Origin of the sequence: Motilimonas sp. 1_MG-2023 (assembly GCF_030547455.1) — a bacterium.
GTDB lineage: Bacteria > Pseudomonadota > Gammaproteobacteria > Enterobacterales > CBDFNC01 > Motilimonas.
On record NZ_JAUOPX010000065.1, the window covers coordinates 1 to 15353 of the forward strand.

At 38.3% G+C, this 15353-nt stretch carries 14 protein-coding genes; 2 read left to right on the forward strand and 12 right to left on the reverse strand.

Annotation, left to right across the window (positions count from 1 at the left end; all coding sequences use genetic code 11):
- Positions 1 to 85 precede the first annotated feature (85 nt).
- A complete protein-coding gene (locus Q4519_RS20470; protein WP_303515595.1) occupies positions 86 to 1312 on the reverse strand; it encodes an amidase family protein in 1227 nt (408 codons plus the stop codon).
- Between the two features lie 75 nt (positions 1313 to 1387).
- Positions 1388 to 2053 carry a Qnr family pentapeptide repeat protein gene (locus Q4519_RS20475; RefSeq protein ID WP_303515615.1) on the reverse strand — a complete coding sequence of 222 codons (666 nt, stop codon included), beginning with the start codon at positions 2051 to 2053 and terminating at the stop codon, positions 1388 to 1390.
- 611 nt (positions 2054 to 2664) lie between these two features.
- On the opposite strand from Q4519_RS20475, the gene Q4519_RS20480 reads away from it, so the two are divergent.
- A complete protein-coding gene (locus Q4519_RS20480; RefSeq protein WP_232799506.1) occupies positions 2665 to 2907 on the forward strand; it encodes a hypothetical protein in 243 nt (80 codons plus the stop codon).
- A 78-nt stretch (positions 2908 to 2985) separates the two neighbouring features.
- Here Q4519_RS20480 and Q4519_RS20485 read toward each other — a convergent pair whose 3' ends face one another.
- From Q4519_RS20485 to bluB, 4 genes are all read right to left on the reverse strand, one after another.
- On the reverse strand, positions 2986 to 3264 hold the full coding sequence (locus Q4519_RS20485; protein WP_232799507.1) for a peptidylprolyl isomerase: 279 nt from the start codon (positions 3262 to 3264) through the stop codon (positions 2986 to 2988).
- A 191-nt stretch (positions 3265 to 3455) separates the two neighbouring features.
- Positions 3456 to 3995, reverse strand: coding sequence for an alkylphosphonate utilization protein (locus Q4519_RS20490; protein WP_232799508.1), 540 nt, complete (start codon positions 3993 to 3995; stop codon positions 3456 to 3458).
- Between the two features lie 57 nt (positions 3996 to 4052).
- A complete protein-coding gene (locus Q4519_RS20495) occupies positions 4053 to 4634 on the reverse strand; it encodes a thymidine kinase (RefSeq protein WP_232799509.1) in 582 nt (193 codons plus the stop codon).
- 62 nt (positions 4635 to 4696) lie between these two features.
- Positions 4697 to 5431 carry a 5,6-dimethylbenzimidazole synthase gene (gene bluB / locus Q4519_RS20500; protein ID WP_232799510.1) on the reverse strand — a complete coding sequence of 245 codons (735 nt, stop codon included), beginning with the start codon at positions 5429 to 5431 and terminating at the stop codon, positions 4697 to 4699.
- A 141-nt stretch (positions 5432 to 5572) separates the two neighbouring features.
- Between bluB and Q4519_RS20505 the strand changes: the two genes are divergently transcribed.
- Complete coding sequence (locus tag Q4519_RS20505) at positions 5573 to 6406, forward strand: S1 RNA-binding domain-containing protein (protein ID WP_303515601.1); 834 nt, start codon at positions 5573 to 5575, stop codon at positions 6404 to 6406.
- Between the two features lie 65 nt (positions 6407 to 6471).
- On the opposite strand, the gene Q4519_RS20510 is transcribed toward Q4519_RS20505, so the two are convergent.
- From Q4519_RS20510 to Q4519_RS20535, 6 genes are all read right to left on the reverse strand, one after another.
- Positions 6472 to 6750, reverse strand: a complete 279-nt coding sequence (locus Q4519_RS20510; protein WP_232799512.1) for a DUF3634 family protein — start codon at positions 6748 to 6750, stop codon at positions 6472 to 6474.
- A gap of 63 nt (positions 6751 to 6813) precedes the next feature.
- Complete coding sequence (locus Q4519_RS20515; protein WP_303515603.1) at positions 6814 to 8022, reverse strand: site-specific integrase; 1209 nt, start codon at positions 8020 to 8022, stop codon at positions 6814 to 6816.
- A gap of 1267 nt (positions 8023 to 9289) precedes the next feature.
- A complete protein-coding gene (locus Q4519_RS20520) occupies positions 9290 to 9772 on the reverse strand; it encodes a DUF4231 domain-containing protein (protein WP_303515605.1) in 483 nt (160 codons plus the stop codon).
- A 207-nt stretch (positions 9773 to 9979) separates the two neighbouring features.
- Positions 9980 to 11197, reverse strand: coding sequence for a hypothetical protein (locus tag Q4519_RS20525; RefSeq protein ID WP_303515608.1), 1218 nt, complete (start codon positions 11195 to 11197; stop codon positions 9980 to 9982).
- Positions 11198 to 11203: 6 nt separating this feature from the next.
- Complete coding sequence (locus Q4519_RS20530; protein WP_303515611.1) at positions 11204 to 11662, reverse strand: response regulator; 459 nt, start codon at positions 11660 to 11662, stop codon at positions 11204 to 11206.
- Entirely contained in the window at positions 11655 to 15149 is a 3495-nt protein-coding gene (locus tag Q4519_RS20535; protein ID WP_303515613.1) for a hypothetical protein, read from the reverse strand. Before Q4519_RS20535 ends, Q4519_RS20530 begins: the two co-directional genes overlap by 8 nt.
- Positions 15150 to 15353: the final 204 nt, after the last annotated feature.

Here is a 15353-nt window from a genome sequence, read left to right on the forward strand (position 1 = left end):
CAGGCTCATATCATTTCCTTAATCTATTGACGTTATTGTCTCAAAATTAAGTGTCCGATGGGATTAGACCAGAACAAGGTTGTATTTAGACTACTTGGGTGAACTTCTTAGAATTCAAAAGTAACTGCTTTACACTGGATATTAAAAATTCATCTTGATAGAAACCTGCTGCCACTGACAGCCCAACAGGTGCGTTATCTATATTTGCTATTGGTATCGATATTTCAGGCAGACGACCAACACCAGAAAACGAAGTGATCGACATAGTTCGGTCATAAAAATCTAGCGCTGTTTCCATATCCTCAAGCGAATGTTTTAATGGTGCAATCGTGGGTACAGTGGGAAATACAATCAAATCTCCCTTCTTAATAAACGAGAACATCTGACGAAAATATCGCTCACAAAGCCAAAGAGAATCGCTAACCGACTTGCGATCAAACTTTCGCACAGTTTCATATTTCATCGCAAAAAATGGGCTAAGTTCAGGCGATTCATGTTCAATCCAGTTACCTACAGTGTTCAAGAACTCAAAAGTTTGTAATGGTCTTAATGCATTAACATTAAGCATATCAAGTGTTACTTCCTCGCCAAGAATATCGCTCAGTGTAATAGAAACCACATTGGCATCAATATTAACCAATAAATTGTTGATACTCTCTTTTATAAGAGCTGATACCTCTGGATCAGAGATATTAAAGGCATCTTCAAGCAGGTAAATTGTCTCTATTTTTGGGGATGTGACGCTGTCAGTTTTTAAGAGCGTTTGCATAACATCGCCCAATACATTTATATCATTGGCAAAAGCCCCAACCGTACTTGTGCTAGGGACAAATGGTAAGACACCTGCCTCTGAAATTCGATGCATCGTTGGTCGCATGGCGTAAACGCCACATAAACTTGCAGGCACTCTGATTGAGCCAGCTGAATCGGTTCCAATGGCAAAATCCAGTAAACCACACGCAACAGCCGAAGCCGACCCACTCGATGAGCCTCCCGGTATTCTATCTGGCACTTTGGGGTTGATAGGTGTTCCAAAAAAGAAACTTTCGCCATCTAAACTATATGTGAATTCATCTGATACCGTCTTCCCTAAACAGGTTGCCCCTGAGCCTAATAGCTGATCAACACACAAGGCGTTATAAATGGCCGCTTTATGTTTATTTTGCCAAGATGGGCTCCCATAGGAGGTTTTATACTGAGCGATATCAATATTATCTTTAACGGCAAACGTAAGCCCATTAAGTGACCCGTTGCTATATGGCTCTATCGTGAAGGTTTCAACAAATGCGCCAGAGGATAAAAAGTTATACATGGTAGCTCCTATGTCTATGTTTGTAAGGTTGAGAATATTATGAGCTTTATAAATTTGAGCGTTTAAAATCGCACATCAAAGCAGTTTGTCAGGAATAACAACCACCCCCAGTTGCTCCAAAAGCTGCTCTTGTTGCCATGCACAAATTTTCACGCCAGTTAAATCCACTTTACGAGGATCCAATCCATTTAACTCTGAATGAGTGAGATCACACCCCTGAATTTGGCATTGTTCCCAGAAGTCCTCTGAAAATGATCCTCTGCTTAAATCTGACTCTTTAAAAGAGGCCCATTGCAGGCTCGCTCCTATCCATTTATTTTCAAATAAATCGCACTTTTCTAGGCATTGCTTATCAAAATTAGCATAAGACAAATTACAACCCGTAATATAAGCAGAACAAAAATACATTTTGTTAGAAACATGATTGACAAAGTTTGCCTGTGAGAAATTAGCACCTTTTAGATCACAGTCTCTCAATTCAAGACCAAAACAGTTTGCCCCTTGGAAATTCGCCATTGAAAGCATGCTATTCATAAATGAAGCATCTCGTAGGTCTGCATAGATAAAGTTACATCCTTCAAAATCATTCGGCTCAATAAATGTACAACTAATGAATTTAGCATCACGTAAATTCGCTCGATTAAAATTACAACCAAAAAATTTACAGTGAGAAAAATGATGAGAGCTCAAGTCTTGGCCTGAAAAATCAATTTGATCATACGTTTTATGAGAATAATTCAATGTTGTAACCTCTTGATTAAGTAAGATTAAGACTAACATATGCAGCCATATTGGCAATAAAGTAAACCCACATAATAACAAGTAGTTACATACCACTAAAATAGCCAAAATAAGGCATCAAACAGGCCCTATAAGGCAAGGGAAATGAAATTAGCCTACGCGGCAGACTAGAGGGAAATTACACGCCGGATATGGCCGCGTAGAGCCGGAAAATCAAAGGGGTTATATAATTTATGGAATATAAAATTTACTGGACGGTTTACGTTCACATTTGTAAATGTAAGTTGTTATGGGGCAGAAGCGAGTTAGTCGTCCCCTCGGATAAACTTCCTCACAGAGGGAAAGTGACAGACTTTTTTTGCAACCAACCAAACCCTGCTGTCTTCCTGTTGTAGTAAATTGTCACAAAAATTTTACCCTTGTGACTTATTAATGAAAACAAATGGTTGCGAGGGTTTTGCGGAGGCGTCTAGCCGCTGATTAATTCCGAGCATTGCAGCTTGCTTAAGCTGGTCTATTTTGAATGTTACGGCTTATTTCTGCCGAGGTGACAAGTGGCTTGTTTTAGTAAATGGCCGACTTGTTTAGGATCACTCTTTAGGAGCAGTAACATGCGAACAACACATAAGCTTTCCGATGCCTTAATTATGCTACACACACAAAAACAAACGAAGCGAGGGTGGCTGCAAACCTATGTCATCCCACATTCGTCAGTGAAGGTGCTGCAAATATGCACCTCTACACCGCAACAAGACCAAACGATGTGTTGTTTAAGCTGTTACTTTAATCGAAAAACTTTTCGTAACGGGCAATGTTACGGAGAGATAGACCAAGAACATTTTGTTATTCATTAATGGCTGGATCAAAAAACGCTCCAAACCGTGCATTGCACCATTTGGAGCGTGGTTTTATTTAAGTAAAGAGTAAAACTATTAGCTACGGCTAGTTACTTCAAGTAGATGATAACCAAAATCGGTACGAACAGGGCCTTGTACCGTATTTACTGGCGCACTAAACACCACTTTATCAAACTCTGGAACCATCATACCTGGGCCAAACTCACCTAATTCACCACCTTGCGCGCCAGAAGGGCAAGATGAAAATTGCTTGGCCAAATCAGCAAAATCTGCGCCATTTTCAATTTGAGCTTTAAGCTCGTTACATTGTTGCTCTGTTTCTACTAGGATGTGTCTTGCTGATGCGAGTGCCATATATAATTCTCTTATGTTTGATTAATAACAATAAAAGTTTACCTGATGCTCGGTGAATTACCACCCCAGCAAGACGAGTTTCTGCCTTAAGCTTAACTCGGTTCAAATAAACATATTCAACCGTAGCGCATAAATAAGGCGCGGATTAACGCGCCCTGCAAGTAGTTAAACTGAGATGCGCTACCTAGCTGTTAGTTAGACTTTTTACAAAAACAGGTTAGGATTACAATGCGAGTGCCATTTACTCGGCCTTCAATATGCTCAGGATTATCTGTTAAAGAGATGCCGCGTACCGCGGTGCCACGTTTAGCCGTAAAGTTTGCACCTTTTACTTCTAAGTCTTTGATTAAGGTGACCGTATCACCAGCTTGTAGCACCGCACCATTACTGTCGAGAGTCGGCTTTAGATTCTCATCTGGCATGCCTGACTTAGCCCACTCAAGTACGTCATCTTCTAGGTACAGCATGTCTAGCATGTCACGGGCCCAATCTGTTTCGCTGCTTAAGCGCTTAAGTTGACGCCATGCCATAACTTGCACTGCTGGTACTTGACTCCACATACTGTCATTTAGGCAGCGCCAATGGTTGGCATCAGTAATTTCACCTTGGTCTACTTGGCTTAAACAGTGGCTACATAATGTAATGTTGCGCTCACCTAAGTTGCTGGCCGGTGTTACTTCATAAACGGCTAAATCAGTTTCAGAGGCACATAAATCACATTGAGTATTCATAAATATTGATCCTTACTGGTCATAAAAGTCAGCATTACTGACTGAGTAAATATTATTTTATTTTTGGTATTGCTGTTGGTTGTAATGTTTGCGGCACACCGAAATGTACTTATCATTACCGCCTATTTGAATTTGTTCGCCTTGGGTAAGCACTTCACCTTCATCATTCACCCGTATCACCATATTTGCTTTACGGCCACAATGGCAAATCGTTTTTAGCTCTATCAGTTTATCTGCCCATGCCAATAGATAGTGACTACCTGCAAATAATTCACCGACAAAATCGGTACGCAAGCCATAACACAAGGTTGGAATTTTTAATTCATCAACCACTTGCGTTAATTGTTTTACCTGCGCTTTTGACAAGAATTGGCTTTCATCAACCAATAAACAGTCAATTTTTCTAGTCTGATGCAGAGCGCTCACTTGTTGAAAAATATCAGTTGTATTATCAAAAATATGCGCGGTTTGACTCAAACCAATACGCGAACTTACTTTACCCACTTGGTCTCTGTCATCAATGGCGGCGGTAAAAATCTGACTGTTTAAACCCCGTTCATAATAGTTGTATGCCGACTGTAATAAAGAAGTCGATTTACCCGCGTTCATGGTGGAATAATAAAAATACAACTGCGCCATAATGCTACCGTCAGTTTAAAAAGCGCGTATTCTACCGTGAATACGCTGTTGGAAAAACTGATTCAGGGCAGGGAATAGGGATAAACTTTACCGTCGTGCTCAATTTGGTTAATCAAATTTGATTCCGCTGCTGATTTTTTCTGGCCAAAGCGATCAAAAGAGACTAATTCTTCGAGAGGCAATCGATTCGCCCAGCCTTTGCTTTGTAGCTCGGGTTGTTCGAAAAACTCACTCACATAGCCAACACATAAATAAGCGATTGGCACCACGTGCTCAGGAAGCCCAAGAATATCTTTCATTGCTTGTTCATCAATTATACTTACCCAACCAACACCTAAACCTTCTGCTCGCGCCGCTAACCAAAAATTTTGTACCGCGCATACCGTACTATATAAGTCCATGGTGGGAATGGCTGTTTTGCCTAATACCACTGGGCCGCCGCGCTCGCGATCACACGTAATGCACAAATTAATCGGTGCTTCTAAAATGCCTTGAAGCTTTAATGCGGGATAAAGTTCGCGTTTCTTTCCTTCAAATAATGACTCAGCATGTTGATTTGCTTTTACAAACTCAGCATGGATTTGTTGTTTCACGGTTTGAGATTGAATGACTAAAAAATCCCATGGCTGCATAAAGCCAACCGATGGCGCGTGATGAGCGGCGTACAACACTCGACTGAATATTTCATCGGGAATGGCAGTAGGTAAAAATTGTCCCCGTACATCGCGGCGGTTGAAGATGGCTTTGTAAACGCCTGATTTATGCTCAGCTGCAAAGGGGCCGTTGTCATTTTTCAAAAGTGAAGTCCTTATTTCTTACCAATGATTATTAGGTTCATTGTGCAGTTACCATTGAATGAGCAATTTTACCCTACAAAAGTGCGCATTTTTAAATGGATAACGATATAATGCGTCGATTATTGCAAACGAGTACAGAGCATGGCACAGACAGGTATTTTCAATTCATTACAGATAGTAAAAATGGTTCCATTTGGGATTTATTTAGACGCAGGTGATCTGGGTGAAGTGCTTTTGCCAAGTAAATTTGCCCCCGCTGATGTCAGTGTTGGCGATGTCATTGACGTGTTTCTTTATACTGATTCTGAAGACATGGTGATTGCCACAACACAAAAGCCTTTCGCTTGTGCTGGTGAGTTTGCTTATCTAAAAGTGGTTGCCAATACTCAGCCCGGAGCCTTTTTAGATTGGGGTTTAGAGAAAGATTTATTAGTGCCGTTTAATCAGCAACGTGTGCCGATGGAAGTAAATCGCAACTATGTGGTGTATGTTTATCGTGATGAGAAAACGCAACGTCTTGCCGCATCGACAAAACTGGATCGCTTTTTAGATAAAAAAGTACCGAAATTTAAGAAAAATGAAGCGGTTTCAGTGTTGATCGCGCAGCGTACAGATCTGGGTTACAAGGCCATCATCAACAGTACTTTTTGGGGCGTTATCTACACTAACGAAATTTTTAAACCTATCCGCGTTGGTCAAACCCACACCGCTTACATCAAGCAAGTGCGCAGCGACGGCCGAATCGATTTAAGTTTACAGCCGCCAACACATGAAATTGTTGATGAATTAAGTCAAGCAATACTCGAGCACCTAAAACGCAACGGCGGTAATAGCCCCCTGAGTGATAAAAGTGATCCTGCAGTAATTTCTCAGCATTTTGGTGTCAGCAAAAATGCATTTAAGCGCGCCATTGGTGGGCTTTTTAAAGCAGGGCGAATTGCGCTAAGCAAAGAAGGCATGAAGTTACTCGATTAAGTATAATTAAATAAAAACAAAGAGTTAAACAGTTAAAAGGAGCCGAATGGCTCCTTTTTTTATGCTTACACTTTTTTCAAATTGCCTGAGCTCGATTTAATGGGAGCATAGCCGCGCCAAACGTTACGGCATCTTTGTTGGTAACCTTCCGGAATATTTTTTGAGAAGGTTAGCTTATAATGACGGCCTGATTTAACGGCGAATATGTCACCTGAAATCTGAGTTTGTCCGCTAAAAATACGCTCAATTTCTGTTTGAAAGTAAGCGGGAAACATACCGCGTTTAATTATTATTTGGCCATTTTTTACGTTAACCCAAATAGGGGCTGTGATCCTAAGTAGCATGGTTTATCCCTTTACTTCAGTAAACTTAGGATAAGAAAACTCGTAACCAGAAACAAGCAGCATTTACCGAAGATCCACTGATGTATAAATAGAAAGGGTCGCTAAATTACTATGACCAGCATTTTTCATTACTGTTTGCAGCGGCTGGTTTTGTGCAATGGCATGGGAAATACCAGTATGACGCAAAGAATGGATACTGAATCCCCGCAACTCTTGCGCTTCATATGGCCATTCTTCTTCCATTGCATTGGCTGTTTTATCAAACACATCATTAACAATGCCGCGAATTGCTTCAATTCCTAATTGTGAATCTAGCACGCCGGCGTCTCGGCCATGAGTGCCAGCTTGATGACGCGTAAATAACGGAATTTTTTCATCAGGTAAAGGCAACGGGCTCAAACCAAGAAATTCACGATATGCTTTTAAAGCAATCATCACAGGCTCAGGGCAGGGAATAATACGACTTCTCCCTCCTTTACTTTGTGGAATACTAAATATCCAAACGCCACTTCGGTGTTTTTTAAAATTGCTCATTAATGGTGTAAAGCCGGGACGGGCAGCAATTTCGGATACCCGAGGATAAAGATAGTAGAGCAGGGTAAACAACAACTTCGTTCGCTGATGTTTGTTCGGCTCTTCCTCTACTAAATCATCTACTTGCGCCGTGACATATTGCCATTGCACTTCACTTAATGCTTTGTCGCCATCTTCAGACTCGGTAACGCGGGTATTATTTACATTAAGGCGGCGAAGTAAAACCGCCGCAGGATTTTTTTCTGCGTATTCAACATCTGCTAAAAATAGAAAAAAACCACTTAGTAATGAAAGTTGTGCTTTAAGGGTGGCAGTTTTACGAATATAGCCGCCAGCACCGCGCAGAACAAAAGGGCGCCACTTAGGGTTAACCTGCACGAGATCTGTGTTTTTATCGGTAATAAAATAAGGGTAAGAAGTTGGAGCCACTAACTCTTCTGGGGGATCATTACAAAAGTCGATGAATTTTCGCATCATGATTCGGTCAACTTGTTTCAAACTGATTTTCTGAACGAACCAGATCCAATTAAACAGCAGGTTGAGCTCACTGCGAATTGATTTGAAGTTGTTTGGGCTGTAGCGATTCTCGGCTAAATATTCAAAAGCTAAGTGATATGAATAACTGGCGTCCTCAATCTGTCTATCTAACTGAGTCACTAATGTGTTGACATCCGCAAGGCCGCTATCAAGATCTTCGGCGTGGGGGAACAAAGGTATAAATTGGTGCTGTATTTCCATCAAATAAATGATCCGTATAATTAGCGTTATACGGATCATTTTAACTGTATATAAATACAGTTAAAAGTACATTCACGTAAAATAATGACTTTATACGATTTCTACGTCTAATCTCGGCTTATATCCACAAGGTTGGCAGTAGATTATTATGTTAATAGACAGTATTACTGCTCTTTGTCGTCATTAAGCGATACCACAGGCAATGGAAATCACATTAAACTAACGAGCTCCCAACAAAATCGATGCAATCGCTTTGTTTGTGGGTGTTATTTGCTCCATATGATTATTATTAAGCCAATTCATAGGAGTTAATGTGATCTGTATTTTTTCGCGTTTCTATGTGAAATTTAATGAAGATTTAAGGTGAATACTCACATCTAGAAAAGACAATCGCGATAACTAAATGCAATGTTTACTTGCTAGATACCTAATCTCACGAACTTTAACCATAACTGCACGTTAGCTTGTGATTGAGAGTTGCTATTGAGAATTAAACAGATGATGTTCTGACATCAGCTAGATGCATGTTGCCGCAGTTAAATACAGATTGGAAAGTTCAACGCGTCATCCACAAAGCACGTCAGCTAACAAAAATATTAAGGCACACCTAACATTTTTGACGGCGTGCATTTCATTATTAAAATTATTGTCACGAATGTTAATGTTCTTGGCGATGTATTTGAGCATTAAGTATTTAAGCCTTAAGTTTCACACGAATTCATCTTGTTGTGGAGCATTGTCACAGCAATGACAAGAGTGTTGAAATAAATGAGCAAGACATTTACAACTCAAACCACGACGATAACACCAATGCGATCGGTTAAACGCTAGTTAGAGATTTAACACTGGTAGAGCACTCATGGCATAAACTGTCTGAGCTACTGTGATTATCGACCCAAAACCCCGCATATACCTAACTGCGCATTATGTATATTATGTTAAATATCATGTTTTAGTTCCTAGGTTCATCAACTACCTATAATCAATAACTTAACTAGTATCATCAATGCCTTACAATAAAATATTCTGCGTTTACTGTAAGTTCATAAGTTAGTATTCTTGCTTCACTGACAGGTTCATTAGTTGTGTTGTTACTTAACCTGTTTACTGAAACCAACAAGCAGGACTTATGAACGGATATGAGTTACAGCATTGCCCATACACAACGCAATGGCCAGCACCTAAAACTGGTTAAGGTAAGATTTCATCACTCAAAGTCAGAAAGCTGATTTATTCGCTGTAACTATTAAATTCTACAATTTGATTGCTATTTATCTTTGGCCTCAATATGTGGGAACTCCTTAAGAGAGTTAGACTCGGGGACTGCTTTAGTCCACGCATGATGGGCTTCTGAAGCAAAGCTGGTCACATTTAATATAAGTAACTTATCAGCATCTAAATCACTGGTTCCCTCATAATCGCCTGTTTTGTATTTGAAGTGAATTAGGGCTGTTTCAATTTTTCTCTGTGTTGTTCTGTAAACTGACCAAAGAGTTTGAGGTTTTCTTAGTTGAAGCCATGCGGTCGAAAATGCGGCTATCGCCGAGAGCCCTGATGGAATGACTTTTGACAACAACACACCTTCACCGAGACTGACAAATAAAGGTGCAAGTAACGAACAAATCATTACTCCACGAAAGCTCCAAATACTTTCAGCCTTGTTGTGATCTGCTTTCGATTGAAAATGCTTTGCTTGTGTTACGGCATAGCTCGCCGCTGATTCTGTGCTTAAATCGTTTGAATTAGACATCAACTTCCTCAATTTTTAGTAGTTACTTGTTACTCACTGTTAGGTCTTTCTGAACGATAGAAATATAATAAGTTGAAGATCTTAATATATTCTTTTATCAACCAATAATTTGTACACACTAATAAAGTGACTCTATGTGCGTGGTTTCTAAGTTATCCCGCGAAAGATTTTTAGAATTTACGTAGCGCACTATCTCGAAAAGTTATCTCAAAAAATAGTATGACCAAAGTCTTCTAAAAAGCGCCTCATAACGTTTGCACTCATATATGAGCAGTATTTTTGATAGTCATCATCTTTGTTTAAATCAGCAAAGTCACATACTGATTTGAGAGCAAATACTTTGGGTTTGTTACCTGAGGTGTTTTCAACTGAAGAATAAAGTCCATATATCTCCATTTCTATACCAAGAACTTTTCGATTTTGAGATATGATAGTGTTTACATAATCAGCGTCTGCAACAACAGCTGCACCTGTAGCGATAGGCCCTATCAACAGTTTAGGAGTCACATTTATATCATATTCAAATTCAGAGCTAATCTGCGACATCACACCTTTATCAGCTTTGAAAAGCTCCATTTTTGATCTTATTTCAGTTGATGCCATTATTTGGTGAGGAGCAATTTCAAAAACAGATGATTCACCTTCTTTTTTCAATTTTCCAGATTGGTAGTCCCATACGCATTCGGCAAAAATTACATCACCAAAGTCAGTATTCTTCTTAATTCCACCACATATACCAGTCATAACAATTACTTTGGGTCTTAATAAATTAATTATGCTTGCTGATTTATTTGCTGTTGCAACCATTCCCATTCTGCTGCAATGCGTAGCACATACGGAATATTCATTTCCTCCCGATTTGAATTTTCCTTCATAAATAAAAGTATGATCATCAATGGGTTTTGGCTGCTCCCAATCCCAATCTAACGCTAAAACTTCCGTTAATTCTGGATCGTCTAGTGCACAAATAATTGCTAAGTCAAATTTGTGTTCTTTTACATAATCTTCTACCGGGTTGTCATTCAGGTATTGAACACAATTTTGAATTTTCTTAACCCAATCAGAGCAAGATGCTTCATATTGCACTACATGCCAAGTTTCATGCTCAAACTTTTCAACAGTGCCAGTTAATCCTGATTTATCCGCTGTAATACCGATTATTTTTGAAGGTTTGTTGAGTTCATCAGATACATTTAGCTCGGTTAATAAATCTTCTGAGTTTTGTTCATGAGGCTCATCTTCGGGCCACAATGGAATTAATAAATCAAGAATTAACAAATCAAACTTAGTCTGTTCCAACTTATCTCTAGCATCTGAGCTAGAAACACTAATACATATATTTGACCGTTCTATGCCCATATCTACAAGGCTCTTTATAAGAACCGAGTATCTAGGAGCTTCATCGTCTACAATTAGGATTTTCATACTTAATCAAGCTCCTGTGCTAGTTATTATTTTTTCAAGTTCTACCTGCCACTCACTAAAAGAAGAATTAAAATGCAAAACGCCTTTTAAAAAATCTGGGAATTCTTTCATTAGTTCAGTTGACAGTTCGTCTAAACTCACTCTCTGGACTCCATCACGTTGAAACGCAGAGTAGCCGGTAATAACGATTGTTGGGCATCGCCAATTTTCTATTTGCATCTCTCTTAATACCTCAATGCCTCCGAAGCCTTGTGGCCTGCCACCACTTTCCTCCTCAGAAATATCAAATGTTGGTAAAGACATATCCAATACTAACAAATCAGGAATATTGTCTTCTAATCTGTCAACTGCACTAGTTACCGATTTAGCGTGACTCACTACAACAATTGGGAGTATTTGTTGAATATGATTTTTGATATGAACATATTTAGGTTCTTCATCTTCGACAATTAAAACTTTATACATTTACAATCCTCACTTGCTCCATCGGCAAGGCTTTAATAGCCAAGTCATTTGTAATAGTGAGACTGAACTGTCCAGAACGAAGCAAATCAAAGTCTAAATGTCCTTTAGTTGCCTTATCTATACTGGCTGCTAACTTTATAAATCCACTTCGCCCTTCAAGCTTTGCTCGGTCGCCAATCTTGCCGTTCTCTATCAAAACTTTTATTTTATCAATTTCTTGCTTAAGCCTAACCCTATCCGACTGTCTTGTGTTGTTAACACAATGAACAGTTATCACTTCCTCGTCTTTGTTTACTTCAATGCGAAGCTCAATCTCTGGATTTTTTAAGCCTGAATGAGCTTTAATATTGTCAAAGAGAATAAATATGGTGTCGTTTAAGAAAGTAAGCCCCAGTTGTTGCAACTTTAAATCATCGGCATTTATTATTTTTGTGTTCAATTTAGGCTCGAACGGTCTCAACATATCTAATGCAGCTTTGATCGAGAGATTAAGAGCCTGCTCAACACTAATCACAACTCTTTCAGCTGATACACCTGTTAATGGAGTGAACCAAGACATAACGTCTTCTAACGATCTCTGTACCGCGGCCGTTTTGTCAGTTAATTGCAATTCAAAGTCTTCAAAAGCTGGATCTAAACCTGCTAGCTTTCTTGCATGCGCTTTTAATATGTCCGCACTGTGCATTATTGTTTGTTTAAGATTAGACTGAATGTATGCCTTTGTTTTCTCCAAAGAAGGCTGTAAAAATGCCCACATGAAAATATTTGAGTAATAAACAAACTCCTCAAAAGAGGCATTTGTCTCAATGATGAAGTGTTTTAACAATGACATTACGTGGATATTGAAATCAATTTTAATAAGACCAGTTGGGCAATCTTCAGTATTCAACTGAAATATGTTGTCTCTTACATGAATTAGTAAATCGTCAAATTCCTCAGCAAATTTTGATAACAAATTGTTTAACTGATCTTTTTCGTCTTGGCTTAGAGAATGAAATTTATTGACCCAAAAATGATTATATTCAAAGTCTTCACCTTCGGTTACCCTAGTAGTTATTAGATTAGAAAACTCCAAATGACTTCTGATAAGTCCGATAAAAGATTGATGTCTAATGCGCTTACTTAAATAATAATCTAAGCCATACTTTGGATTTGTAAGAAAGTCATTACTAGCTTTAACTATGAGACTAAGTAGTACCGCATCGGCTTCGTTATCAGGTTGAAAAGTAGTTTTAGTTGCTCCATCTGACTTTAAAAAGTCATCTACTATTTCACTGTAATTCTGTTCGCCAGTAATATTGATGTCTAGTAAATCTTTATATCGTTCATAGTCTTCTTTCAACTCTTTCAGCATCCAACGACTATGAGCGTCCATATCAACATAAATACGCGTTCGATCGACAACTCTTTTCCCTTCCTCCATCAATAAATCATCATCAATGCTAGCTATTTCTTGATGGTATTCATCTGCGTTTATTGGATCTAACGCTATTAGAAGGCGACAAATACATTGCCTCTCATTTAGTACAGCTTTTGTTCCATTAAGCGACCGAATATTATCAATAACTTGTGGTACGCAGATATAATTTAAAAAGAATACTAATTGTGAATTCGAGTATTTTTCTGGCCTCGCAACCATTGTTGAAGGCTTTTCAAGGTTAAGCTTTTTAATCGCTTGTTTAGTTGCAATTCTTAAATATGATAGGAGTTTACTGTCTTCTGTTTTAAGCCATGCAATGAAAAGAGCAATTGGCGCTGATAGCACGTTATTTTCGCATTCAAAGTCCTTATACTCATAATCAACTAGTTCACTCTCAAATGACACAATATCTATTATGTCTGCGCTCTCAGGCACTGTCTCATTTATCAAATGAATCACTTCACTCTTACGTCTTTCAAAAGACAAAGCTGATAGCTTCATTTGAGTAAAAATAAGTCTAAATGGAAATGGAATTTCCAAAGATATTTTCTGAGGTAAAACACTTAAACACATTTCGTACTCTTTGCATTCGATGTGTCTTAACCCACTCATCAGTGCAAACGTCAGTTCATCTATGCTTTTTGATGAATTTCTTCCCATCCAGAGATTTTTGGTTAATGAATTAGGGTATTTAGAACCCAACTCACAATTCACGCTCAATGGATAATCTTCAATACCTATTGATTCACTATGCAGCCCAATAGTGTGAGGACTCCACAATTCATCATAATTAGTCGATTGTTTCAGTAACAAAAGTAAGAACTCTTTTATTCCTTTAAATATAGATAAGCCATGATAGTTAACGGACAGTTTAATCAGGTATTTTACATCATTGAGAAGGTTCTGTTCAGATAATGCTTTACCAAGTAAGATTGGTAGTTTATGTGGTTCATAAGTTAATGAACCATTGTCTTTTCCTAATAACCCGAGCCAAATACCTATATAAATATGGTTCCACACGTCTAAAAATGAATCGCTACTAGACCTAAATGATTTATATATGCTCAGTTTTGAGGTGCAGTCTGAATCGAGTAAATAATCTGAAATTGAATAATCTCGTTGGCGCAATGTTGAATTGAATAGTTGAAAATTCTTTATCTCGGAAATTTTGTTTAATCTAAGGTCTTGAATATTTCCTAGCTTCTTTAATATCTCAATTAACGAGTTATCTTTAATAGCCCAACTTTTTGCATGAAGGTTGTCTAATAACATTGAAACTAGCAATTCGTATAGGTCATAAATCGACCCCATTTGTTCCATAAGTAACAAATCGATTGCGCTATCTTCATCTTTAGGTAGTTCTGTAAGTAAATGATACCTCAAGTGAGGTACAAGCTCTGGGTCTATATTCGGGTTTGAAAGTTTGGCTTCGATATCATCTATAAACTTGGCGATGGTTGTTCTTTCTTCATTCCTAACACTGACGAACAGTGTGATGTAGCTTAAAATTCCGCCAGTCCAAACATTCCTTACTTCATTGGTATACTGTTTCTGCGCTTCTAACCCTTTACTAGTCTGTAATAACGAAATTCTTAACTTGACAGACCAAAGTGACGCTCCAAGCTCTTTCTCCAATGTGTCTAATTGACTCAAAACATCAATATACTTACCTTTCAAAACTTCAGCTTCAATATTCTTTTTAAAAGATAAGAACTTATTTATATTTTGTGTTTCTGCTGATAATCGACTAGCAACCCAAAGTATTTCTGTTGAAATCGATGCTTTTTTTGTATCAGGTTTAACAAATCTAAGTTCTTCAAAACCTATTTTCTGATGAGATAATTCAGGAAGTTGGGACTGAATACTAGTGTTTACCCAAGAAATAACATCTTTAAACCTTCCTTCGGAAAACATTGTTCTACTTTCGACCAGTAAGGATTTAATACCCTGCCTGAATACAGCACTATCAGTTAATGCCTTGTCTTTAACGAATTTTTTGGATTTGTAGACAGAGACAACGCCCCTAAACTTGTTTTTTACAAAATTAAAACTTGGATCACTTTTCATCAATTCATATCCATCGAAAGACTAATTTTTTATCTATATTACAACATCTTAAACATTCATTATGTTAATTGAGGCTTTATATTCTCAAACAAGTTCTTTATATCGCAATCGAATAGTTTGCATAGTTTGATCCCTAGCACTAAAACTGGACACGTCACTAAGCAATGTTCTTTAGTTCAAATGCTTCTGGACTGACATAGCCAT